This window comes from Mesorhizobium sp. AR02 (assembly GCF_024746835.1).
Lineage (GTDB): Bacteria > Pseudomonadota > Alphaproteobacteria > Rhizobiales > Rhizobiaceae > Mesorhizobium.
In genome coordinates, this window is record NZ_CP080530.1 from 468,104 (window position 1) to 490,024 (window position 21,921).

General features: G+C 62.8%; 21 protein-coding genes and 2 pseudogenes. 10 read left to right on the forward strand and 13 right to left on the reverse strand.

The features are described from left to right. The first annotated feature begins 163 nt into the window (after nt 1-163). Nucleotides 164-1,069 carry a S1 family peptidase gene (locus tag DBIPINDM_RS02045; RefSeq protein ID WP_258581195.1) on the forward strand — a complete coding sequence of 302 codons (906 nt, stop codon included), beginning with the start codon at nt 164-166 and terminating at the stop codon, nt 1,067-1,069. Nucleotides 1,070-1,115: 46 nt separating this feature from the next. Here DBIPINDM_RS02045 and fni read toward each other — a convergent pair whose 3' ends face one another. The 9 genes and pseudogenes from fni to DBIPINDM_RS02090 all read right to left on the reverse strand — a co-directional run bounded on the left by fni (nt 1,116) and on the right by DBIPINDM_RS02090 (nt 11,225). Continuing rightward, entirely contained in the window at nt 1,116-2,165 is a 1,050-nt protein-coding gene (gene fni / locus DBIPINDM_RS02050) for a type 2 isopentenyl-diphosphate Delta-isomerase (protein ID WP_258581196.1), read from the reverse strand. An 85-nt stretch (nt 2,166-2,250) separates the two neighbouring features. Next, nucleotides 2,251-3,153 carry a terpene synthase family protein gene (locus tag DBIPINDM_RS02055; protein ID WP_258581197.1) on the reverse strand — a complete coding sequence of 301 codons (903 nt, stop codon included), beginning with the start codon at nt 3,151-3,153 and terminating at the stop codon, nt 2,251-2,253. After that, nucleotides 3,150-4,694 carry a hypothetical protein gene (locus tag DBIPINDM_RS02060; RefSeq protein ID WP_258581198.1) on the reverse strand — a complete coding sequence of 515 codons (1,545 nt, stop codon included), beginning with the start codon at nt 4,692-4,694 and terminating at the stop codon, nt 3,150-3,152. Before DBIPINDM_RS02060 ends, DBIPINDM_RS02055 begins: the two co-directional genes overlap by 4 nt. A gap of 307 nt (nt 4,695-5,001) precedes the next feature. Beyond that, the gene (locus DBIPINDM_RS02065) at nt 5,002-6,000 is read right to left on the reverse strand and encodes a polyprenyl synthetase family protein (RefSeq protein ID WP_258581244.1); all 999 of its coding nucleotides are present in this window, start codon (nt 5,998-6,000) and stop codon (nt 5,002-5,004) included. 154 nt (nt 6,001-6,154) lie between these two features. Then, nucleotides 6,155-7,498 carry a cytochrome P450 gene (locus tag DBIPINDM_RS02070; RefSeq protein WP_258581199.1) on the reverse strand — a complete coding sequence of 448 codons (1,344 nt, stop codon included), beginning with the start codon at nt 7,496-7,498 and terminating at the stop codon, nt 6,155-6,157. Nucleotides 7,499-7,507: 9 nt separating this feature from the next. Beyond that, a pseudogene (locus DBIPINDM_RS02075) lies at nt 7,508-8,339 on the reverse strand (SDR family oxidoreductase). Continuing rightward, complete coding sequence (locus DBIPINDM_RS02080) at nt 8,326-8,634, reverse strand: ferredoxin (RefSeq protein WP_258581200.1); 309 nt, start codon at nt 8,632-8,634, stop codon at nt 8,326-8,328. Before DBIPINDM_RS02080 ends, DBIPINDM_RS02075 begins: the two are co-directional and overlap by 14 nt. 1 nt (nt 8,635) lies before the next feature. Beyond that, nucleotides 8,636-9,928 (reverse strand): cytochrome P450, encoded by a 1,293-nt coding sequence (locus DBIPINDM_RS02085; RefSeq protein WP_258581201.1) that lies wholly within the window; start codon nt 9,926-9,928, stop codon nt 8,636-8,638. Between the two features lie 94 nt (nt 9,929-10,022). Continuing rightward, the gene (locus tag DBIPINDM_RS02090; protein WP_258581245.1) at nt 10,023-11,225 is read right to left on the reverse strand and encodes a cytochrome P450; all 1,203 of its coding nucleotides are present in this window, start codon (nt 11,223-11,225) and stop codon (nt 10,023-10,025) included. A 344-nt stretch (nt 11,226-11,569) separates the two neighbouring features. On the opposite strand from DBIPINDM_RS02090, the gene DBIPINDM_RS02095 reads away from it, so the two are divergent. The 5 genes from DBIPINDM_RS02095 to DBIPINDM_RS02115 all read left to right on the forward strand — a co-directional run bounded on the left by DBIPINDM_RS02095 (nt 11,570) and on the right by DBIPINDM_RS02115 (nt 16,069). Next, on the forward strand, nt 11,570-12,553 hold the full coding sequence (locus tag DBIPINDM_RS02095; RefSeq protein WP_258581246.1) for an IS5 family transposase: 984 nt from the start codon (nt 11,570-11,572) through the stop codon (nt 12,551-12,553). 182 nt (nt 12,554-12,735) lie between these two features. Then, on the forward strand, nt 12,736-14,301 hold the full coding sequence (locus tag DBIPINDM_RS02100) for a hypothetical protein (RefSeq protein WP_258581202.1): 1,566 nt from the start codon (nt 12,736-12,738) through the stop codon (nt 14,299-14,301). 144 nt (nt 14,302-14,445) lie between these two features. Further along, nucleotides 14,446-14,997 (forward strand): recombinase family protein, encoded by a 552-nt coding sequence (locus DBIPINDM_RS02105; protein ID WP_258581203.1) that lies wholly within the window; start codon nt 14,446-14,448, stop codon nt 14,995-14,997. Beyond that, nucleotides 14,994-15,419, forward strand: a complete 426-nt coding sequence (locus DBIPINDM_RS02110; protein WP_258581204.1) for a hypothetical protein — start codon at nt 14,994-14,996, stop codon at nt 15,417-15,419. Before DBIPINDM_RS02105 ends, DBIPINDM_RS02110 begins: the two co-directional genes overlap by 4 nt. Nucleotides 15,420-15,703: 284 nt before the next feature. Then, complete coding sequence (locus DBIPINDM_RS02115; RefSeq protein WP_258581205.1) at nt 15,704-16,069, forward strand: type II toxin-antitoxin system RelE/ParE family toxin; 366 nt, start codon at nt 15,704-15,706, stop codon at nt 16,067-16,069. Between the two features lie 17 nt (nt 16,070-16,086). Here DBIPINDM_RS02115 and DBIPINDM_RS02120 read toward each other — a convergent pair whose 3' ends face one another. Further along, on the reverse strand, nt 16,087-16,404 hold the full coding sequence (locus DBIPINDM_RS02120) for a helix-turn-helix domain-containing protein (RefSeq protein ID WP_258581206.1): 318 nt from the start codon (nt 16,402-16,404) through the stop codon (nt 16,087-16,089). Between the two features lie 563 nt (nt 16,405-16,967). Between DBIPINDM_RS02120 and DBIPINDM_RS43555 the strand changes: the two genes are divergently transcribed. After that, on the forward strand, nt 16,968-17,120 hold the full coding sequence (locus DBIPINDM_RS43555; RefSeq protein ID WP_258581259.1) for a hypothetical protein: 153 nt from the start codon (nt 16,968-16,970) through the stop codon (nt 17,118-17,120). Between the two features lie 1,034 nt (nt 17,121-18,154). Then, nucleotides 18,155-18,457: a hypothetical protein gene (locus tag DBIPINDM_RS02140; protein WP_318036882.1), complete on the forward strand. Its 303-nt coding sequence runs from the start codon at nt 18,155-18,157 to the stop codon at nt 18,455-18,457. Nucleotides 18,458-19,006: 549 nt separating this feature from the next. On the opposite strand, the gene DBIPINDM_RS02145 is transcribed toward DBIPINDM_RS02140, so the two are convergent. The 3 genes and pseudogenes from DBIPINDM_RS02145 to DBIPINDM_RS02155 form a co-directional block, all read right to left on the reverse strand. After that, nucleotides 19,007-19,570, reverse strand: a complete 564-nt coding sequence (locus tag DBIPINDM_RS02145; RefSeq protein WP_258581208.1) for a hypothetical protein — start codon at nt 19,568-19,570, stop codon at nt 19,007-19,009. 208 nt (nt 19,571-19,778) lie between these two features. Beyond that, nucleotides 19,779-20,237 (reverse strand): annotated as a pseudogene (locus DBIPINDM_RS02150) (ChuX/HutX family heme-like substrate-binding protein); the annotation flags it as partial. Between the two features lie 63 nt (nt 20,238-20,300). After that, nucleotides 20,301-20,612 (reverse strand): hypothetical protein, encoded by a 312-nt coding sequence (locus DBIPINDM_RS02155; RefSeq protein WP_258581209.1) that lies wholly within the window; start codon nt 20,610-20,612, stop codon nt 20,301-20,303. Between the two features lie 481 nt (nt 20,613-21,093). On the opposite strand from DBIPINDM_RS02155, the gene tnpA reads away from it, so the two are divergent. Continuing rightward, a complete protein-coding gene (tnpA, locus tag DBIPINDM_RS02160) occupies nt 21,094-21,558 on the forward strand; it encodes an IS66-like element accessory protein TnpA (protein WP_258581239.1) in 465 nt (154 codons plus the stop codon). After that, on the forward strand, nt 21,539-21,892 hold the full coding sequence (gene tnpB, locus DBIPINDM_RS02165) for an IS66 family insertion sequence element accessory protein TnpB (protein WP_258580693.1): 354 nt from the start codon (nt 21,539-21,541) through the stop codon (nt 21,890-21,892). The genes tnpA and tnpB overlap by 20 nt, the downstream gene beginning before the upstream one ends. Nucleotides 21,893-21,921 lie beyond the last annotated feature (29 nt).

The window sequence follows — 21,921 nt, forward strand, 5'->3', positions numbered from 1 at the left end:
TCCAGGACGGTGCGCTTTTCTTTTTCACCGATGCAGACGGTCGTGGCAGGCGTCGTCGAGACGGAGAGACCCGGCCCCAGTCAATTGAAATATTTTATCCATCCATACTTGTCGTCGTCTTTGAAATGCGATCTCATGATTGGGGTTGTTGGGATGGCTTACAATGAAGCAACTATTGGCGGCTTTGGTGTTTTTCGTCGTGGCCGGACCAAGCTTTGCCGGAGACGTCGGAATTGACCCCCAGATAGAATTTGGGGCAGGCCTCAAAGGCGCCTTCGACGGTGGTGCACTTACAAAACTCAATGTCGCCCCACACTCAATCGCGACATGGTCTAATCCTTCATGGTCAGATGCTGTTCATAACCAACCGGGTGAGGGGCTCAGTTTCGGCTTCGACACGTTTGACCTTAAACCCAAAGTCACGAAATTCCACCTGGGTTTCGACACTCCAGATCATTGCCCAACGTGCATCATCTTCCCTCTCGATCCTCTTCCCAAAGACGCTCCGATCAAGCTTCCTCCCGACACACTTGCTCACCTTCAACCAGGTGTGAATGCACAGAGCGTCTTCCGAGAAGCCGCTGCGTGGGGCGGAGACGACAGCGAGGTGTTGGGGTGCAATATAGGGACCAGTTCGTTCCTGAAGACGCTCAGCCACAAGCGCCCGGAATTCTCCTGGCGCCAGTTCCCGGAAGTGGTGAAGCTTTCGATCACCCGGCCCGGGACTTTGGGCGTCGAGGGATGCACGGGGACAACCGTCGGCGCCAACTGGGTACTGACCGCCGCGCACTGCATCACGGGAAAAAGCTCGGCCGCGCTTGCCAACAACGACGCTGACCAACCGGAGGAGCAGGATTTTGTGTTCTCGCCACCGACGAACGATCAGGCGCTTCAGATCAACGCCATGAATTCAGCACTCGTAGATGTCGACAAGGTCCGATATGGCGATAAGGCCATCGTCAATAAACTTTATGATGCCGAACGGCGTTGGTGCGCGGATATGAAATCGAATCAGCACGCTAACAAATCCGCGTCCAGCGCGAATCCCCCCGCATCCGCGACTTTCTGACTCAGTAAGACTAGGCGCCCGCCGCCACGTGCGGGCGACACCGGCATCAACCGGCGGGCAGATGCGCCGAGGGCAACAAGCGCGCCTGACGCAACGCCGCCAGATCAGCCGAGCCGGTGCAGAAGCAGGCGACGGCCAACTGGCGGATGACGATCTCGAAATGGGCGACAACCGCCTCGGTGGACACCGTCGCCGCGCGCAGCACGCCGGCCGCCTGCCCGGCGATGTCCGCGCCCAGGCGGATGGCCTTGGCCACGTCGACGCCGTCGCGGATCCCGCCCGACGCGATCAGCTTCACCGTTGGCAGCGCCCGACGTACCGCCTGCACGCTGGCCGGGGTCGGAATCCCCCAATCGGCGAACGCCATCGCCACTGCACGGTCGGCGGCATCGCGGGCGCGCTCGCCCTCCACCGCGGCCCAACTGGTGCCGCCGGCGCCGGCGACATCGATCACCGCCACGCCCGCCTCGACGAGCGCACAGGCCACCGAGGCGGACAGGCCCGACCCAACTTCCTTGGCTACGATCGGCACGCCCACGCTGCGCGCGGCGCGAGCGATCTGCGCCAGGACGCCGCGCCAGTCGCGGTCGCCCTCCGGCTGTACCGCTTCCTGCAGCGGATTGAGATGGACGATGAGTCCATCGGCCTCCAGCGCATCCACCGCCCGGCGCGCCAGGTCCAGGCCGTCGGCCTCGCGCAGTTGCGCGGCGCCGATATTGGCCAGCAAGGGAATGTCTGGGGCCAGGCGGCGCAGCGCGCGCGTCAGCCCCTGGGAGTTGCGGGATTGCAGGCTCACGCGCTGCGAACCGACGCACATGGCGATCCCCAAGGCTTGCGCTGCCTCGCTCAGATGCCGGTTGATGGCCTCGGCGCGTGGCATGCCGCCGGTCATGGAGCTGATCAGCAGCGGTGCGCGCATGGTCTTGTCCAGCAGCGAGGCGCGCAGGTCGATCTGCGTCAGGTCCAACTCGGGCAATGCGCAGTGTTCGAAACGGATGTACTCCCAGCCGGCGGCGACCGTGGCCGGCGCCGTTCGCCGATCCAGCACGATGTCCAGATGGCCGTCCTTGCGCCGGCTCAGGGCGGTGTCGCTCATGCTCGCTCCATCCGTCGCATCGGGCGACGGCGTTGCGTCGGATCGGACCGACGGCAGCGCGCGCACGCCGCCGCCTCCCGCGCGTTCAGGCCGGCGCACGCTGGCCTCCCCCCGCAGCGTCGCTGCGGTAGCGGCTGGTCGAGGTCTGGTAGTACTGCGCGCGGATGGCCGCCATGGCCTCGATCAACGGTCCCCACGGCGCGGGAAAGCGTTCTTCCGCCATCACCCGGTGCAGCATGCGCGTATGGCCGGCCAGCTCGTCGTTGAGGAACTCCACCACAGGCATAGCCGGATAGCGCTGCAGCAGCAGGATCGCCGCGTTGTCGGCCTCGCCGGCCGACCTGTCCTTGTCGCGTCCATGCAGATCGTTCTGCAGGCGCCCTATCGCGGAGATGAGCCGCAGGGCCCGGCGAAACGCCGGACGCGCGCGCAAGGTCGACATGTCCAGCCCCCACAGCAACGACAGGCAACAGAACACGTTCGCGTAGGCGATCGAATCGATGCCGTTGTGCAGGTACTCGGCGTAGGACCAGCGTTCCGTCCCTGCCGCCTGCGCGTGTCCGGCGCGCAGCGCCGCGCAGTAGCAACGGGTATCGTCGAGAAGCTGAGCATAGTCGCGACGATCGTAGGCGAGCGCGGCCAGCGAAGCGCGCAGCACAGCGCAGCCCTCGAATCCGGGTAGCGCGCACGGCACGCCCTGCCCCAGCGCCTGCTCCACGGCGGCGAGCTGCTCCGGCGCGATCAGGCCAACGTCGTTGCAATCGTCGAGCCAGAACAGCAGCGCCAGTTCGCGATAGAACGCCACGATCAGCGTTTCGTCCTGCGGATCGCGGCCGGTGCGGGCGCTGGTGTCGCGCAGGCTCGGGTGGATGCGCTGCAGGATGTACTGGCCGCCCCTGACCGCTTCCACGGCATGCTCGTCGCCGAACCCGGTCAGGGAACGCCCCCACTCCAGCACCTGCTGCAGCGCGCGTTCGGTCTGGATCATGGCGCCGCTCCTGCTCCCTCGGCCAGGACGCGCCGCCCCCAACGAAGCGCCAGCCACAACCCGGCGAGTTCGGCCACGCGCACGACCCGGGTGGGGCAATACAGTTCCTTGCCGATCCACAGCGGCGTCTGCGGCAATGCATGCGCCGCATGGCGGGCGAGCATCCACTCCAGCGCACGCGCCACCGCCTGCGCGATGCGCCGGCGCCCTGTCGGCTCTTCGCTCCCGTCCATCACGTGCAACGCGAACAGCGCATAGGCGGTTTCCTCGAATGTGGACGCGCGACCGGCGCCCCAGCCGCCGTCGTCGCGCTGCGCCTGCAGCAGCGCCGCCAGCGCGCGCTCGTCGCGCCACTGGGGCTTGCCTTGCGCCAGCGCAGCGACCGCATGCGCGGTTGGATACAGCCACGAAACGTGCCATTTTTCGTTGTCCCATAGACCGTGCGGGTTGCGATTGGCCTCGACGTAGGCGCTGGTGCCGGCGGCGGGCTTTCCCAACAGTCGCAACGCATGCAGGGCATGGATGTTGGTCGACACCGAGGCATTGCGCTCGCCGGGGAAGGTGACGAACAGCTCGCCGATTTCGAAATGGCGCAACGCATCGACCGCCGGGTCGCCGCCTGCAAGGCGCAGGATGCACAACGCAACGGCGGTGTCGTCCGCATCGGCCGCGAAGTGCAAGGCCGGGCCCAGACCGCGCACGCCCAGGCGGGCGTCGAGCTGCGCGACGATCACGCGCACCGCCTCGGCGAGCGCGGGATGCGCGAACAGCCCGGCCAGATGCAGGGTGTACAGCGACCAGCATGGCTCGAACACATTGATCGGCCAGACGTTGGGAACGACACCTTCGATGCCGCTGCGCGTCGCCCGCGATGCCGCCTGCAGATACGCGTCGGCGCGCCCGACCTGTGGCGTGCTCGTCACGGCGTGCGCACGCCACGCGGCGGTGGCCGCCGGACTGATGCCGATGCTGCCGTCGTCATCCGGGCATGCGGTGGTCGGCGACGTCCCCCAGGCTTCCCAGGAGTGCAGCAACGGATGGCCGCTCGGCAACGTCGCCACCGCCCCCAGCTTGACCAGGCACGCTTGCCGCAACGGCAATAGCGCCGGGTGGCGCGGAAACGCCACGCCGCCCAGCAAGGATGCGGCCTCGCCGCACAACTGCGGCAGGATCAGCTCCGCGCCGATCGGCGCGTCTTCCGGCACCGCATGCGCGTAGGGATCGGGCTGGCGCTCGAGGAACCGGGTTGCAGCCTGGACTGCGTCGGCAGCGCCGGGAAGAGTATCGGCATGCTGCAATGCCAGCAACGCCGCCCACGTGGGCGCATGGCGGAACAGCGGGAAGTCCGCGCTTCCCCATCCGCCATCGGCCTGTTGCTGCGCGATGAGCCACGCGTATGCGTCCTGCCGACCGGTGACGTTGCCGTGGAACTGCAGAGCTCGCGCCGTGTCGTAGACGGACGGACCGACGCTGCCGCCGTCGCTCATCTCGCTCAGCAGGTAGCGCAATTCGGAAAGGATCTGTTCGGACAGCGCGTTCACGCGGGATGTTGCTTCTGCAGACGGTTGACGAGAACCAGGATCGGGCAGACGCCGCGCACGTCGCCGCAGGCCTGTCGCGGCCCGGCGCATGGGCAGCGCCGGACGGCCGCCCTGCTCCGGCGCGGCGACGCGCCCCGATGCTGGCGCCGATCCGCCGCATAGGCTTGTGCGTAGCGCGCCGCGTGCGCCGCGGCCGTGCTGGGCAACCGCTGCGATCGGCGCTGCGGACTCGGACACAGTGCAGCATACACCGCTGCCGCCGGCCGATCGCAGCGGCACAGGGGCGACTCCATGCGGACGGGCGCTCTCATGCGCATGGCGCGTGCTTGAACAGATACGCGTTGGCCCGCTGCAGCATCTGCGCCAACCGTTCCGCACGCGGCCCAAGCGGGGCGATGGCCTCCCCGGCGTCGCGCAACAGATCCAGCGCGAACTGGCGCGCTGCCTGCAGCCCCATGATCGACGCGCAGGTCGGCTTCTGCGCCGCCGCGTCCTTGCCGGGGGTCTTGCCCAGCGCCGCGGTATCCGCTGTCGCGTCGAGAATGTCGTCGACCACCTGCAACGCCAGGCCGAAACAGGCGCTGTAGCGATCGAGCGCACAGTACAGCGCAGCGTGCGCGGCATCCTCCGCGATGGCGCATAGCGCGCCCATGCGAACGGACGCGCGCACTAGCGCTCCACTCTTCATCCGGTGCATCGCCACGATCCTGTCCAGCTCGACGTGCTTTCCGACCAGCGACAGATCCATGGCCTGCCCGCCTGCGGCACCCTCGGCGGACACCGCCTGCGCCAGTTCGCGCACGAGCGCGATACGGTTGTCGCCCGGCGCATCCAGGCTCGCCAGGGTCAGGAAGGCGTGCGCCTGCAGCGCATCGCCGACCAGGATCGCAGTGGCTTCGCCGAACTTGACGTGCACGGTCGGAAGGCCGCGGCGAAGCACGTCGTCGTCCATCGCGGGCAGGTCGTCGTGGACCAGGGTACAGGCGTGAATCATCTCGATGGCGGCGCCGACGTCGTCGAGCATGTGCGCCGGCGTGTCGGCCAGTGCGCCGGCAGCCAGACAGAGCAAGGCGCGGGTGCGCTTCCCACCATGCAAGGTGGCGTAGCGCATCGCGGCCATCAGCTCGGTCTCACCGTCGTCTTCGGCGCAGAGAAGACGCGCCAGCGCCTGTTCGACCCGCTTTGCGCCGTCCTGCATCCAGATCTCCGGCACCAGCCTGCCGGATGCGCCGCGCGCCTGCGCGCTCAATCCGCCGAGCGCGGAAACGCCAGTTCGGTCGTCGTGTAGCGTGGAACCGGTCTGCATGTTGTTCATGCCCTTGTACCCGACAGGAGACGGCCACGGCGAGCGGCGAGCCGCCGCGGTGTTGCCGGCGTCGCACCGAGCCCGCGCGCCGAGTGCAGCAATGCCGCGCGTCGCCGGCGCCGCTGCCTCGCCACACGGGGCATGCGATGCCAGCTCATGAGAATCCGATGCGGATTTTCATGGACGGCTGTGCGGTCGGGTAATAGCGCCGGCCTTTTTCGGCGCCGCTCAGCAACCGCGGCCGCACCCCGGCCTTGTGCATGGTCAGCGCCAAGGCGATGCAGAACTGCACTAGTTCCAGCCATACCAGGTGGTAACCGATGCAGACGTGTGGGCCGCTACCGAACTGCAGCATGTCCACGGGCCGGATCGGCTCCGTGCGTTGCAGCCACCGCGCCAGGCGGAACTGATCAGGCGCCTCGTGCAGCAGCGCCGAGGTCGAGAAATGCAGCAGCGGGATGCACAGATGGGTGCCCGCGGGAATGCGCCTTTGGCCGAGTTGCAATTCCTGCAGCGCGCGACGCGGCAGGAGCGTGACCGCCGGATGCAGGCGCAGCGTTTCTCGGAACAGCGCCTCGGCGACCGGACACTGCGCCAGGTCCGCGTGCCGGGTCGGCACGGCGCCCACGCGTTGCGCCTCTTCGACCAGGGCGTCCCACAGCACAGGCTGCCGCGCCAGCTCGATCACCATCCAGGCCATCGTCGAGGCGGTGGTCTCGTGACCGCCAAGCAGCAGCAAGCGGATATTGGCGACCAGGACGTCATCGGAGAGCGCATCGTCGCTGCGATCGAAGGCGCTCACCATATCGTTGATCAACCCGGTGCGCGCGGCATGCGCGCGCGCGTCGCGGACGAACTGGCGCAACTGCGCGTCGATCCAGTCGCGGGCGGCGCGGCCGCGCCGCAAGGGCAGTCCGGGCAGGTCGATCGGGGGCGCGACGACCAACTGCAGCAGTTGCCGGTACTTGCGATGCCATCCCGGCAGGTCCTGCGCGGGGATTCCCATGAGGCTGAAGATGAGCTTGAGCATCAGGTCGCCGGTTTCGCGCAGGATGGTTACGTCGCCGCGGTCGCGCCACGCCTGCACCCGCGCCCGGATGACGGGCGCGAACAGGTCGCCGATGCCGGCCTGGGTCAGCCCCTTGGGCAGGAACGCCGCCTTGATCGCATCGCGCGCCTGCCGGTGCGCGCCGCCGTCCTGGGCGACCAACGTTCCGCCGAGCAATTCGGGCGCGATCTCTTCGATCAGCGCGGAGGACACATCCTTGTGCCGGAGCAGTGCGAACGCAGCCGGATCCACGCAGGTCATCAGGTGTCCGGCAGGGCCGAAATCCAGCCAGAAGTGGCTGCCCAGCGTCCGTTCCGCGCGCCGCAGCAGGCGCGGCAGGTCGCCGACGATGGCGGGAAGATGCCCAACCAGGGGGAAAGCGCCGGGCACGACCGGGATGTCGTACCGCAGCCGGTGGCGACGGTTCAGCGGGTTAAGCAGCATGTCCATCCAGCTCCATCAGCAGCGCGGCGCCGCGGCCGCTTCGGCGGTGTCGCCGGCAGGCCGCGCGGCGCGGCTGTTGCCACCGTCGGCGTACGTCGGCACATGCGCCAGCATGCCGCCGTCGATGCACACGACCTGGCCGGTGATGAACGCGGCATCGTCGGAGAGCAGGAACGCCACCAGCGCGGCCACGTCCTCGGGGTTGCCGACGCGCGGCAGGAGCTGGTGCCGGCGCAGATGCCGTTGCATGCACTCGTCCAGCTTGGCGAGGAGACGCTCGGTCATGATGAGACCCGGCGCAACCGCGTTGCAGCGGATCTGCGCATGACCGTACTGGGTGGCGAGCGAGGCCGACAGCATGTTCATCGCCGCCTTCGACGCGGCGTAGGACGTCTGCGCGGTGTCACCGCTGAGCCCCTGGCACGACGACATGTTGACGATCGCGCCACCGCCGCGGGCGATCATTCGTGGGATTGCCTGCCGGCAGCAGAGCAGCGTGCCGCGCAGATTGGTCGCCATGGTCTGATCCCAGACCGCCAGGTCCAGGTCGAGGATCGCGCGGGGTCAGATGCATGGCGCTCGCGTTGTTCACCAGCAGGTCGACCGCACCGAAGTGCCGCTCCGCCGTCTCGAACAGCGCTGCCACCGCCGGCGCATCGGCGATGTCCATGGCCAGGGCCAGCGCGTGCCTCGCTTCGGCCGCGATCTGCGCGGTGCAGGCGATGGCCGCCGAGCCATCAATGTCGGCCACCACCACTCTGCCGCCCGCGCGCGCGATGGCGAGGGCGCATGCTCTGCCGATGCCGGCGCCGGTCACCACGGCCACCTTGCCTTCAAACCGTCCCATCGTGTCCTCCTGGATTGCGTTGGTCTTTCGCGGCATGCCGCTCGGCCTCCGCCGGAGAAGGCGTAGGGTCGGCGCTGGCGCGCTCGTCATCGCCAGCGCCGCTTTCGACGACCCGAATGGCGGCGACCGGGCACTGGCTGGCCGCGAGCCGCACGGCGGCGTGCAACGCCTGCGGCACCGTCGCCACGCATACTTCGGCCACGCCGTCCGGTTCGCGCTGGCGAAAGGTGCCCGGCAGCGTCAGCACGCACTGCCCGGTGGTTCCGCACAGATCCTGGTCGACCACGACGCGCATCTCAGGCCCTCCCATGCGCATGCAGCCGCACCGGCAGCGCGCGGAACGTCCTAAGGAACGCGGAGGGCTCCCGGGTCGGCTGCTCGGCCAATGCCAGCGTGGGGAAGCGCGCCTGGATCCGCGGCAGGCTCTCGGCCAACTGCATCCGGGCCAGTTGCGCACCGGGGCAGAAGTGGATGCCGTGGCCGAAAGTCAGCATGATCTTCCCGTCGGTCGACATGCCAGGATTGGTGCCGTAGAACCGCGCGGGATCGAAGCGGTCGGGATCGGCGAAGGCGTCCGGGTCGCGATTGCCGGCCGCGATCAGCAACCGCACGTCCGCGTTCTTCGGGATCACCACGCCGCCCAGTTCGATGTCGCGCTGGGCGATACGCGGAGTGGCGCTGAACAGGACGGGCGCGTCGCGGCGCAGGACTTCTTCGACGAATGCCTTCACCCCCACGGAGTCTCCCTGCAGCCAGTGCCGCTGTTCGGGATACGCCAGCATCGCCAGGACCGCATGGTCGATGGTCGCAGCAGTGGTGGCGAAGCCGCCCAGCAGCATGCCCCACAGCATGCTGATCAACTCCGCATCCGACAGCGTGTCGGCATCGTCGTCGTGTGCGCCGACCAGCATCGACACGATGTCGTGGCGGGGATCGGTGCGCTTGCGCTGTATGAGGTCGCCGAAGTAGGCCAGCACCCTGGCGCTGGCCGCGTCCGCCGTGGCGAGCTGGGGATCGCTGGCGTGCGGGCCTAGGCCTTCCACAATGGCGCCGATGCCGGCGGCGAGCCCGAACATGTCGTCCTGGGGCAGGCCGAACAGTTCGGCGAAGCCCAGCATGGGCAAGGCCAGCGCGAATTCCCGATGCAGGTCCACCGCCTCCCCGCGCTCCAGCGCGGGTGCCATGCCGTCCAGGCGCGCTGCGACGATGCGCGCGGTGCTCGGCCGCAGGTTGTCGATCTGGCGCATGGTGAAATCGCGCGAGATCAACCGGCGCAGACGCGTATGCGTCGGTGGGTCCTTCATCGCTAGCGTGGACGCCATCAGATTGACCGACAGGCTGGTCGCCGCACGCGGGAAATAGCGCGCCAGTTCGCCCGGCGCCGGTCCCCGAAACGCATCGCCCGTGGCCTTGAGCGCCCAGTAGATGTCGGCGTGGCTGCTCAACAGAAAGAGGCCCGACGCCGCGCCATGCACCGGATCGTGCTCGCGCAACCACCGCATGAACGGATACGGGTCGTGGATGCACGCTGGCGACGCCAGTTCGGCGAAGGCGTCCCGGCATGCTGCCGTGGTTTCTTGCATGTCCATCTTGGTTACCTTGTTGGCTGGCTGATCTGACCGGCGCGCGCCAGGCGCGCCGGCAAATTGCGGAGAAGATCGTGATTCCGGCGGCGTCCGCGCATCACCAGAGCACCGGGAACTCCTCGAACCCGCCAGTGATGATCTCCTTGCGCAACTTCAGTTCTTCGGGCGCCACGGCCAGGCGCAGCGCGGGAAAGCGCTGGAAGATCGAACCGAACACCACCTTGAGTTCCAGCCTGGCCAGCGCCGCGCCGGTGCAGGTGTGCGGCCCGGAGGAGAACGCCAGGTGCGGCTTTTCGTCGCGTCCGATGTCGAAGATTTCCGGGTCGTCGAAATGGCGCGGATCGAACGACGTCGCCGGCAGGCCGACCAGCACCTTGCTCTCCGCGGGAATATGCACGGCCGCGATGGTCACGTCGGTCCTCGGATAGCGCATGATGCCGTCCCAGCCCGCGCCCGGCGGGTACATGCGCAGGATTTCCTCCACCGCCTTGTCCGCCAGGGATGGATCGCCGACCAGGCGTTCGCGCTGTTGCGGATGGCGGAACATGGCCAGCAGGCCGAATTCGATCTGCGCGGCGGTGCTCTCGTGCCCCGCCACCAGCATGCCCGCCGCCAGGCCGATCGCCTCTTCCTCGGTCGCCTTGCCCTGGTCGACCGCCGCGAGCAGATCCGTCAGCAGGTTGTCGCCCGGATCCTGGCGCTTGTCCCGCATCTTGCCGCGAATGTAGGCGCGCAGTTCTTCCCAGGCCAGGCGCGACGCGCTGCGCGGGCCGCTTTCATGCTGGTGCGTCATCACCTCGTCGGACAGCCCGGCGAAAAAGGCGTGATCCTCGTAGAGTACGCCCATCAGCGCGCTGATGACCATGGCCGGAAGCGGAAAGGATAGGTGGCGCCGCAGGTCGGCGGGCTGGGGCTGGGCCGCCAGCGTCTTGAACAACTGCGCGGCGATCGCCTCGACCTGCTGCGCGAGCAGCTTCACCCTGCGGTTGCTGAAGGCCGGCGCCACGATCGTGCGTAACCGGGCATGCTCGCCCCCCTCGTGCGAGACCAGCCACCCCGGCGAACCGAGCATCACCGAATCCGGGGTGAAAGCCGCCGGCGGCATTCCCGCGGGCCGGAACGCCGCGTCGGACAGCACCGCCTTGGCCTCGTCGTAGCCTGTCACCCACCAGCCTTCGTGCCCGGACGGGAAGCGCACGCGGTGGATCGGACCGTTGGCGCGTAGCGCCAACATCTCGGGCGAGGGCTCGATGTGATCGACGCGCCACATCGGCAGCGTCGGCAAGGGTTGTTCGGAAATGGCGGCACTTCACTCTCTAAGCGATGGAAGGACTGCAAGCCTGGGGCTAACTATAGCCATGATGGCAGCCTCCATCCTAAAGCTTGCCACTCTCGCGTGACGTCGAATTGGCGGCAGTATGGCCGCCCGCTCGGAAAACGGGGGTTAACTTTTTGTTAAGTTATTGCTGCAGTTTTGTAACGTGACGGTCGCTGCTCTCCCGTTCGGATTACAATATCAACGGCCAGTTCGTCATTCGATGCGGCGGCGAACGGTTTCTCCCCCGCTCAGCGTTGGTGCATGGATCCTTTGTCAACGGTTTGGCGATAGGCAGGCAGGATCGAAATCAGCTTGATGCGAGTGCCATGCCGTACAAACACAACGCAGATCGTCGTCATCACGTCGGAAAGATGAAATTCAGGGTGACGAATTGGCGTGACTACGAAGCAGGTCTGCGCCGGCGTGGTAGCCTGACCTTATGGGTAACGCCGGAGGCACTTGCGGGATGGCGCGCTCCGCGACGCAAGACCCGCGGCGGCCAAGCCCGGTATTCCGATCTCGCCATTGAGACAGCGCTGACGCTGGGTTGCGTCTTGGCAATGCGGCTGCGCCAGACCGAGGGATTGCTCCACTCGCTGCTGGATCTCATGGGGCTGAAAGTCCCAGTTCCAGATCATACGACGCTGAGCCGTCGGGCACAGAAGTGGGAGCCATCAGCCCGACGAAACCCGCCGCTGCCGGACGGCCCGCTGCATGTGCTTGTCGATAGCACGGGATTGAAAGTCTACGGCGCCGGGCAATGGCTGGAGCAGAAACATGGCGCCAGATCACGTCGCAACTGGCGCAAGCTGCATCTGGCAGTGGATGCCAAAAGTGGCGCGATCATTGCCCAAAGGCTGACAGATCAGGACACGGATGATCCTTCCCAGGTGGCACCGCTGCTCGATCAGATCGACGGCGAGATCGACCAGTTCACAGCCGACGGAGCCTATGACGGCAAGCCAACCTATCGGTCTATCCTGCAGCACAGCGCAACCGCGAACATCGTCATTCCACCGCGTTCCACGGCGGTGGAAAGCGGTGATACCGGACCGCCTGGTCAAAGGGACAAGCACATTGCCGCAATCGCAAGCGACGGTCGGCTGAAATGGCAGGCAGCCACCGGCTACGGCAAGCGGGCGCTGAGCGAAACAGCCATCGGACGATACAAGGGGCTGATCGGACGGCGCCTGCGAGCACGCTCTCTTCCGGCTCAACAAACCGAGGTTGCCATCGGTTGCATCGTTCTCAACCGCATGCTGGCATGGGCACGCCCGGAGTCTATCCGGCGTCAAGTCACGCAGGCATAACCAACTACATTAAAGATCGAAATGCGTTCGATTTCATATCCGCGCACCAACGCCCGCCGGAAGACTATCGCGGCCTCACGCCTCTGATCTACAGTCACGTCAATCCTTATGGCCGTTTCGATCTCGACTTGAATAGTCGGATCGATTTTGATCGGCTGGCGGCATAATTTTTGGAGAAGCCAATGGTTGAAATTGCTGAATCATGCCTGAATGTTCTCCACCAACATGGGCTGTCGTCGGTGCAGTTCCAGTTTTGTTTCGAGAGAGCAAAGCATGATCTTCTGGCCAATGACATGGCCTGCGACGCCATCGTTGCGGAGGTTATGCAGTCCATGGACGATCATCCGGATGTGGCAACCTTGTTCGGATTGTTGCTGGATGAGGCACGAATGGGCATCGAGAATGACAGCCCATATGGAAAAGCCTTCCTGGAAAATGCGGAGAAGGCGATCAAGGCTCGCATTGCTGCCGGCGCTCGCGAGCCGCTTCACCGTTTGAAAATCGCTGGCTTGTATCGGCGTGCCGGTCTACCCGTGCCGGACATACTGATGCTTGACCCGGTTGGGGAAAGCCCCGCCGAGGAGATCCCGATGCCGGATCTTGATGGCGCGCTTGCCGTTTTAGCGGCGGAAGTTGAAGCTGAAGGCGGCGGCGCGTATGAGTTCTTCAGTGGCCTGGATGAGATGTCGGCAGGAATGCCGGAGGAGTTCAAAGCCGAGTTTGTCCATCATCTGTTGAGCCTCGACAATCCCTTTCTGGAGCGCTGTGCACTCTATTGGCTGGTATCCGGCACATCATTGACGGGAGAGGCCGTGGCCGCCGGCCTACGAGAAAGGCTCATGCGCGGGAAGCTGGAGCCTGAAACTTTATCCTATCTGCCGATCATTCGCGGCTGGCTGTCGGCGAGCGCCGCCCGGGCGGCTATCGATGACATTGGCAAGCTGGCGCTGCGACAAGGTCTCGCCGATGTTTCCAAACAAAACAGGGCAGAGCCGATCGTCAGCGACATCCTGGCGACCACCGCTGACGGGGTCGGAGCGCAAGGCCTAACGATTGTGGGAAAACTGCAAGCCCAGACATTTGTCGCGATGATCCTGTTAAAGACCGGATACGGCATCAAAGATGCCTTTGTCATTCGTTGCCGCTCAAAGCGCGAAGCGGCCAGCATCGTCTCTTATGCCCGCCAGGAATCAAACAGCGTCCGAATAGATCGAATGACTGCCGAGCTGCTGCTGGAGGCGGCTCTGGCGGATGGGATAGAAAACGGCCATCCACCAGCGCCAGGCTTCATTGACGTCATGGAGGCTTGCAGCTTGAGCCAATTGCGGCCCCAGGAAAGGGATCTGCAGGCTTTGCTGGATCACGTCGATCCGCAAAAGGAAATCCAGAATGCGACAGCGGCACAACTGGATCGGATGCTCCGCAACGAGACTGTACTGGATGCGCTCGTCCCGTTCACCGACAGCTGGTTTGAAGACACAGGAGAGACACGCGATATCATTCGGGGATCCCGCTCGGCGCGGACTGTTGAAAAAAGAATCTGGGCCTTTCTCGAAGGCCGACGAGACATCTGGGCAAGGCGATTTCTGCAAACCGCGATCATTGTCAAATCGGCTAAAAAGGAGCGACTGTCAAAAGCACTGGCAGCCGCAGCCTTTGCACTGATACACAAGCATCCCCTACAGGGCATCCCGCTCATGGAAGATATCGTTATGACCACACTGGATGCAGGCGGTGCACCTTTGTAGTGAATATTTTTGGTATACCCATCATGAACATTGTCAATAAACAGGTCGCGTTCGTGGTTTCCTGTTTATTTTGGGTCAAAAACGATATATTGAACAAATTGACACGATGGCACACCCAAATTGAACAGTTAGCATGGTTAGGACATGGCTCGCATCGGATATGCCCGTACATCCACAACAGACCAAAACCTCGCCGCGCAAATCGCCGCGCTCAGGAACGCCGGCTGCGAGGTCATCCGCGAGGAGCAGAAAAGTGGTGCATCGCTCGAAGGTCGTCCGCAACTGATGACCATTCTCGACTTCATCCATGCCGGCGAAACTCTTGTCATCACCCGCATCGACCGGCTGGCCAGATCGTTGCGAGATCTTCAGGTGATAGTCGACCGACTCAAGGCCAAGGGCGCGCATCTGGTGGCCGCCGAGCAGCCCGTCGATACCTCCACAGCCGCCGGCAAGGCGTTCTTCGACATGCTCGGCGTCTTCGCGGAATTCGAAACTAACCTGCGGCGCGAGCGGCAGGCTGAAGGTATCGCCGTCGCCAGGAAACGTGGCATCTACAAAGGTCGCCCACCGAAGATTGACCGCGCAGAAATCCTGCTTCGCCTCCAAAAGGGTCAGGGACCCAGCAAGATCGCCCGCGATCTCGCCATATCACGCGGCACGGTCTATCAGGTACGCAACGGTGCTTCCGAATGAGCAAGGCCAACCGCATCACCCGTTTAACATCCGCCGCCTGCGAGCAGATTCAGGCCCGCATGCTTGAGGCTTGCAGAAAGATCGCCTCAGATCACGGACTGGTCATCGAAAGTACCGGGTGGCGTGGCCTGGAACCTGGCTTCTCATTCGAACCAGCATTCCGCATCAGTATTCCCGCGCCAGACGGCAAGACGCTCAATCTGGATAAGGAGATGTTCGCCCTGCTGGCCGAACAGTACGGCCTGGAGGCTGCTGACTTCGAACGCGAGTTTATCGCTGGTGGCGAGCGTTTCCGGATCACCGGCATTGATCCACGAAGACCTAAATATCCCATCTCCGTCGAGCGTATCCCCGATCGCCGCGGCTTCAAGTTCACCGCCGACAATGTTACCATGTTGCTCAAAGCTCAGGTCGAACCCTGACGTTCACCAATCGTTCTTCAACTTGGCCAAAATCCCAGCTTCGAGCCGACAGGGCCTATATAGGGCTCATTATTTTTTCAAAAAAATCATTTGACGGCATCGTCAGATCGCGGTATGTATGTAATTAATAGCGAATTCCTAATTATTATTTGAAAATCACCGTCAGGCGGACTATATAGTTCCCTGTTACGGTTTTTTGTGTTTTCAAAAATGACCGGTTAACAGCAACCCCTGCCATTCGGCGGGAATATAGGAGTGCGCATGACAAATAAAAAGTGGGAAGAATGCCAAGAAAAACAATTAGATACGTAAATAATTCAGCAAAGAAGGCGGTTAAGAAGCTGCCGGAAAACATTGCAACAGACTTCCTCAACGACCTAAACTTCGTTGCGGCAGGGAAAGACCCAAGGTCACCTTTTAAACATTTGCCCGAATTGGGCGCAGGAGTAATCGAGCTTATCGAGAACGGATCACCGGCTTACAGGGCGGTCTACTGCGCAAAGTTCCTCGACACCGTCTTCGTTCTCCACGCTTTCACAAAGACCACCAACGGGGTCGATAAGAAGGCAATGGACACGGTGAAGGACCGCTACAAGGAAATGATGGCAATCGTCCGAGAAGCGGAAAAGGCCGAAAAAAAGAAAAAATAGACGGGAGCGGAGGCGGTTTACGCCGCCTCCATCTCCACTTCGCAGATCACCTTGTGATCCTCATCTACTGATGGCCGCAGGCGGTATCCCAGCTTAGCCAGGTATCCGATCAGGCGATCTGACGAGAACAGGCTGATTTTCCCGCGCAACAGTTCGCTAACGCGGGGTTGGGCGATATCCAGCGCCTCAGCTATTTGAGCCTGTTTCCAACCTTTGTCTTCGAATATGTCGATCAACGTCATGAGCACGTCGGACCTGAATTGTAGGTCAGCAGCGAGCGTTGAGTCATCTGTGATCGACTCGAAAATGTTGGTGTATTCGAGCTTTTCTTTCATTTTTCTTATCTCTCAGGATATACCGATTTCAGTATAAATAGGTCGAAATGACGGCCTCGTCAAGTCGCTACAGGACTTGTAGGCCGTACCTGTTCAAAACGGTTGATAATCCGAAGAGGAATGGGGCCGCCCAGGGCGGCCGCTTTTGATCCTTAAGACGGGGAAAGAGGGCGCGGCCCCTCTCCCCAGCAAGCCGAAAACCGGCATCCCCCATCCTTCCCTCACTCATGGCGCCGGCCAGGTCCGGCCGCATTCATTCGGTGCAGGACACGCGGATCTGCTGACGCGGATCCGCACGCCCCTTCGGGGTGGGTGGGGCTTTGTCACGTTGTTTGAAATGTGGCCGCGTGAGGCCGATACCGCGCTTTTCAGGCAGACCGTGCACTCACGGCTTCCCACGCGGCCATGGCTTGGCGTCGATGGATTCGAATTTGTGCTGCGGAGCGGTTGGTCTGGGATGGGACGAAGAGATTTCGGACGGCGGAGAAGATCGACACGAAATGCTGCAATGAGCCGACCGACCGGAAACCCTGTCGCGTTCGTTCCCGTTTTCGGAACGGCAGGTGAGGATTCTCCGCCCGGGCGCTTGCCTCGAGCCCGGACCGTGGGATGGCGAGGCCGACAAGGCTTCGGGCGCCAAGATCACCCATTTCGTGGGTTATCTGTGGGACCCGCCGCGCGACAGCTACCGCCGCCCCGACTCTGCGAGCGTTTAGTAGCTTCGCCCTGGGCCAGGTCGTTCTCGTGAACTGGGGCACACCGATTACGGCATTTTGTCGCATGACCATCTCTTCATTTCTGTCGATCCAGGCGAATCCGGTCCTTTCGAAATCGATCCGAAATACGGCGGGGGAGGTCTTTTTCATGGATAATGTCACGGTTGAGACCCCCCTTTTTATTGCTTTTCGACCGGCAAGTTCCTCCGGAAGGGCTTGCGGCGACGTTCGCCGGATTGATCTTGTCGTGCGATGGTGGCCGCGGCGCCGAGCGATGCCGGTTTCGGCTTCTCGGAGCTCCTCGGTAGGCGTTCGAACCGGCGACTGGTCAGAGTGAGCCTTCCGACCGCTTCGTGGCGCTCGTGGCTTGCCTTGTGACGAACCGTTGACATCATCGTGAATGCCAGCATGACCAGCGAGACGTGGCGATGCCATCCGTGCCAAGAACGGGTTATGTTATGGTCAAGGCCCAGTTCTCTCTTTGCAGTGCGAAGGCCTTCCTCGATAATCCCGCAACATTGCTGCACTGCGATCAGTGTTTCGGTCTGGGTTCCCGCTGGAGACCATGTTGAAAAGTAGGAGAGGGCCTGGTTCGCATTGCGTCGGATCAAGAGCCCCGGAGTCCAGAGCCCAGAACGCGTTCTGTCGTATTCCGCCACATCCAAGTCAGAGAACGGACAGTAAGCCCATTGCTGGGATCCAGAGTCCTCCGGGCCCTCTCCTGGGTCGAAATTCCGCCACAAGGAGGGATCGAGGTTCCCTGCGATATCTTCGGCCGCTCCCTCTGCAGGGAGCACGCTATTTCGAGAAGCAAAATGGTGCGCCAGCAACCCCGGTTACGATTTCGCCCTGCAACCTGTGCAAGTGCACAGGTAGCGAGCTGCGTGCATCCATGCACATTGAGGGTCGGCGCTGAACAAGGCCAACAAATAAGGCCAGGTCATCGGCGCAAAATCGGTCTGTTGCCCGGGCGCACGGTATGGTTGCAAGCCCGGAACGTTGTGATAGGGCATTGGATGCGAAGAGGCTTTGAAATGAAGCAGATGCGAGAAGAGGACATTCCGGCGTTCGTGCGTGAGGTGGCCGCGACCGGCTGCGATATCTGTGCCGTCGGTCCGGGGTACTACTCCTTGGGCGATAGTGATGTTCCGCGGGGCAAGCGTAGGGGGCTGTACAAGAAGCTCGCCGAAATCGAGGTGCGCTACGGTAGCCGCGATTACCTGCGTTACGAGATCGCGGCGTACTTGACCTCGATTGGCCGCCATGTCGACGCGCCTCCGGCACAAACGGAAGCATTGCCCAGAGGGCCGGCTTCCACGTCAAATCGCGATCGATAAGGATCACCAGACTTCGACAACGTCACGGCCTACGAAGTGGCGCACATCCCGACCTACGTAGCCCTTGTTCATCACGGGCACTGAATCAGGAGAAGGCCACCGCCCGTTCCGGTGGCCGCTCTCTATGCCGAGGGCACGGAGCCGGCCGGCGCCCGTCTCCGCCGATCCCGGTAACGATCGCTTGTCCAGCGGCTGCTTGCGCACCCGGCACGGAGGCCCGCTCCGGGCCACATTGCTTGTTTCCGCCCCATGACATCGCCGGCCAGGCCGGTCAAGCGGCCCGTGAAGGTGGAAAATCTTCCGCGCCAGTCCGCGAGCGGACCCGAGAAGATCCCCCACCTTCCGCACCACGCCACTTGACAGTCCCGCCCGCCGCCGTGGGGCGGGCTTTCGCCATTCCCCCGGAAAGACCGGGGAGGCTTCGCCCGAAAGGGCTTTCCCTTCGGGAAACACACATTTCAGGACACAGACCATGACCGAACTCGCAAACTTCATCCGCCTCAACGAGGACGGCACCTATCTCGATGGCGTCGTGCGCTGGCGTCTGTGCTAATCGAAATGACGTTCTTCCACAGGTGCAATCTTGCTTCTGTTAAATAAAACCACCTCGTACGAGCTTCCATATTCCGTCTTCACTCCATCCAAGCCGTATCTCTGCGCCAAGGTGGCCCATGCGCCTAGTTCATCAGGGTGCACTTGATCACCCTGCTCGTCCATGACCGCTAATTTGAGGGGCTTTTGCGCCTTGACAACAAAGTACTTGCCAGAACTACCTGCATAGCCGCGTGCCGCGTTTACATCGTTTTCTGAGGTCATCCAAATTGCTTTGCCCGTGTGCCCGCTTTGCCCCGAACCGCCCCACACCCCATCCCTATTAGCGTGGTTGAACTTTGTTCCCGCCGGAAGTTCTTCCATCTTCTTCCTCTCCCAATCAACTGAGGCTGCCTGATGTATGTGGTGAACGGTTTGCCCCTTGTCCTCAGCCGAAACCTGACTACTCGGTACGAGGACGATCACGGTCGCAGCAAGGATCATCCCCTTCCAGAAAGACGGGGGATGCACTCGATGAATCGGGATGGCCGCGGTGGCGGTCTCTTTCGGTGAGGATCTCATGTAAGGATTTCCTTGTGCTCGTTTGTGAATTGTCCGCCATCGCATCCGTTTCGCGATCGTCAAGTCGAACGGAACTTGTATAGCGGCCAGAACTGACAATGCCTGAAAGCATTGCGCAAAGGTCAGCGACTTGCTGTATGTTAGAACGTGCTTTCCTTGATTCGAAAGGTGGGATCCGCGCCAGCTATTCATGGATGCCTAGCGCAATTTGCTGGGCATAGAGGTTTGAAGCGGGCCTGAGATGCACTCCGTGCACCGCCTCGCCGGTGGCGTCGAAGAACTGCAGGCTGCGACGGATGTTGCTGCCATCGCGCTTCTCGACTGCGAAGCCATAAGCCCACGCTTCCGGGAAAATGGGCAGGTCGATGTCGTCGCCGAGCACCATGGCATGTTGGTTGCCGGTGACCACTTTGTCATAGATGCCGATCTTCTCATGCACGGCACTTTCATTGCGGGTCAGCGCCATCACCTCGCCGACCGCTTCGAGGCCGGTCAGCAGATCATTGACGCGGGGCTCGATGCGCACATCGCCAAAACCGCAATGCGCCGCAACCAGTTCCGCTTCCGAAATGCCCAACTGGGCGGCGAGATCGCGCTCGCGTATATTCGGCATGTCCTCCTGCGCCCGCCGGATTTCGGCCGGCGAGCGTTTCACGCGCTGGTCCATGTCGTCCACCTGTCTGTCTTCTGTCTGCACCTAGAAATAGCTGATCCGCATACTTGTTGAGGATCAGCTGCCCTGCCGGGTGATCTTCAGCCGACAGAGCGCGCCGGCAATGCTCGATCCCGATCGCGTACTCGCCAGGAACGGAGTGTTGCTGGAGAGCGTGCGCATCGCTTTGCAACCGGGCGTGCTGCTTGAACGGCGAAACGCAATGACACTGACCGGCAAATGCCGGTCGAATGCGATCCCAAGTCGGTCAATGGGCACCAGGTGGTGGTGAGCGATTGTGGGTGTCAACGCCAATTGGCCGATGGGGCAATCGGATTGCGCGGGCGGTCTGCTTTCCGATAGAAAGCGGATCTGACCCAGATCTGACATGTTGCTTTCCTTCCTTCGTTCCATCCGTCGCGAGGGGACGCCCGCGATACGATGATCGGCCGGCGGTTCTTGCCGCCTCGCCTAAGGGAGCTTCAAACGTCGTGCCAATTGCGTCGAAGCAAGCTCAGAAAACATTTTCTGCATGCTATTCAACGGTTTACGTCAGAGTTGAGCACGAGCTCAGGCCGAGCAGGCCCATGTCGCGGACTCGACAAACCCGACAGTACGTGTCGGCTACCCGACGTCTTCCCAGCAAAGGGCACAAAGATTCATTGTAGCGTTAGAGAGACCCCATTGTTTGGCTCTGTTGCAAACTCTTTGGTCACGGGTTGTCTGGCAATGGCCTTCGATGGGTTTCGGAGGTTTCAGATGTTCAAGGGGCGCCATTTCGATCGATCGTAAGCGCGAATTTCTCCGCACCTTTTTCCATTGAGCGTGTTTTGGCATGAAGTGTCCACTTAACGGAGGTGGACACCAAGTGATTGAGGACGATGAACAGAAACTGCTGGTGAGGCGGATTTTGCGCAACGGCCGCCGGCGGTACGACCCGGCGTCGAAAGAGCGGCTAGTTGCGGCCTGCCTTGAGCCTGGCGTGTCGGTATCGCGACTTGCGCTTGAATATGGGATCAATGCCAACCTTCTTCGGAAATGGATAAAGACGACCAAAGACGCCGGTGCTTTGCCGCCACCTGCACCGTCTGCGTTCATTCCAGTTCAAGTCACCGCTGCGGACCACAGCCTGCCTATGCAGAGCAATTCGGTGGACAGGCCTGCTGCGCGTGGTGAAGAGCGGCTGTCGAAGTCGGAAAGCATGGGCTCATTGCCACTCCCAGCCAAGGTGAGCGCGTCTTTGCCGAACGGCGTGAAGCTGGTGCTGGAATGCGGTGATGTAGACGCGTTGACGGCGATCATTGGAGCTCTGGGCCATGTTCAGACTGGGCGCTGATCTCAACGTCTACCTGCACCGCGAGCCGATCGATTTTAGGGCCGGCATCAACAGCCTTGCGGTCCTGGTTCAGGAGGTGATGGAGCTTGACCCATTTGCGCCTGCGGTCTTTGCATTTTGCAATCGCCGCCGCGACCGGATGAAACTCTTGTTCTTCGACCGGTCCGGCTTCGTGCTGGTTCTGAAGCGGCTGACCGAAGACAGGTTCCGATGGCCACGCCGGGAGACGGCGGTGGTTACGCTGACGACCGAGCAGCTCCATTGGATTCTCGACGGCATCGACATCGATGCAATGGTGCGCCATCCGGTGCGGCAATATCAGGTTGCGGGCTGACGGCTCCCGAATTGTGCGGTTGACGCGTC

Coding starts and splice junctions, on each gene's coding strand:
- DBIPINDM_RS02045 (WP_258581195.1), top strand. CDS start 164: ATGAAGCAACTATTGGCGGCTTTGGTGTTTTTCGTCGTGGCCGGACCA.
- fni (WP_258581196.1), bottom strand. CDS start 2,165: ATGAGCGACACCGCCCTGAGCCGGCGCAAGGACGGCCATCTGGACATC.
- DBIPINDM_RS02055 (WP_258581197.1), bottom strand. CDS start 3,153: ATGATCCAGACCGAACGCGCGCTGCAGCAGGTGCTGGAGTGGGGGCGT.
- DBIPINDM_RS02065 (WP_258581244.1), bottom strand. CDS start 6,000: ATGCAGACCGGTTCCACGCTACACGACGACCGAACTGGCGTTTCCGCG.
- DBIPINDM_RS02070 (WP_258581199.1), bottom strand. CDS start 7,498: ATGGACATGCTGCTTAACCCGCTGAACCGTCGCCACCGGCTGCGGTAC.
- DBIPINDM_RS02080 (WP_258581200.1), bottom strand. CDS start 8,634: ATGCGCGTCGTGGTCGACCAGGATCTGTGCGGAACCACCGGGCAGTGC.
- DBIPINDM_RS02085 (WP_258581201.1), bottom strand. CDS start 9,928: ATGGACATGCAAGAAACCACGGCAGCATGCCGGGACGCCTTCGCCGAA.
- DBIPINDM_RS02095 (WP_258581246.1), top strand. CDS start 11,570: ATGCCGTACAAACACAACGCAGATCGTCGTCATCACGTCGGAAAGATG.
- DBIPINDM_RS02100 (WP_258581202.1), top strand. CDS start 12,736: ATGGTTGAAATTGCTGAATCATGCCTGAATGTTCTCCACCAACATGGG.
- DBIPINDM_RS02105 (WP_258581203.1), top strand. CDS start 14,446: ATGGCTCGCATCGGATATGCCCGTACATCCACAACAGACCAAAACCTC.
- DBIPINDM_RS02110 (WP_258581204.1), top strand. CDS start 14,994: ATGAGCAAGGCCAACCGCATCACCCGTTTAACATCCGCCGCCTGCGAG.
- DBIPINDM_RS02115 (WP_258581205.1), top strand. CDS start 15,704: ATGCCAAGAAAAACAATTAGATACGTAAATAATTCAGCAAAGAAGGCG.
- DBIPINDM_RS02120 (WP_258581206.1), bottom strand. CDS start 16,404: ATGAAAGAAAAGCTCGAATACACCAACATTTTCGAGTCGATCACAGAT.
- DBIPINDM_RS02140 (WP_318036882.1), top strand. CDS start 18,155: ATGAAGCAGATGCGAGAAGAGGACATTCCGGCGTTCGTGCGTGAGGTG.
- DBIPINDM_RS02145 (WP_258581208.1), bottom strand. CDS start 19,570: ATGAGATCCTCACCGAAAGAGACCGCCACCGCGGCCATCCCGATTCAT.
- DBIPINDM_RS02155 (WP_258581209.1), bottom strand. CDS start 20,612: ATGTCAGATCTGGGTCAGATCCGCTTTCTATCGGAAAGCAGACCGCCC.
- tnpB (WP_258580693.1), top strand. CDS start 21,539: ATGTTCAGACTGGGCGCTGATCTCAACGTCTACCTGCACCGCGAGCCG.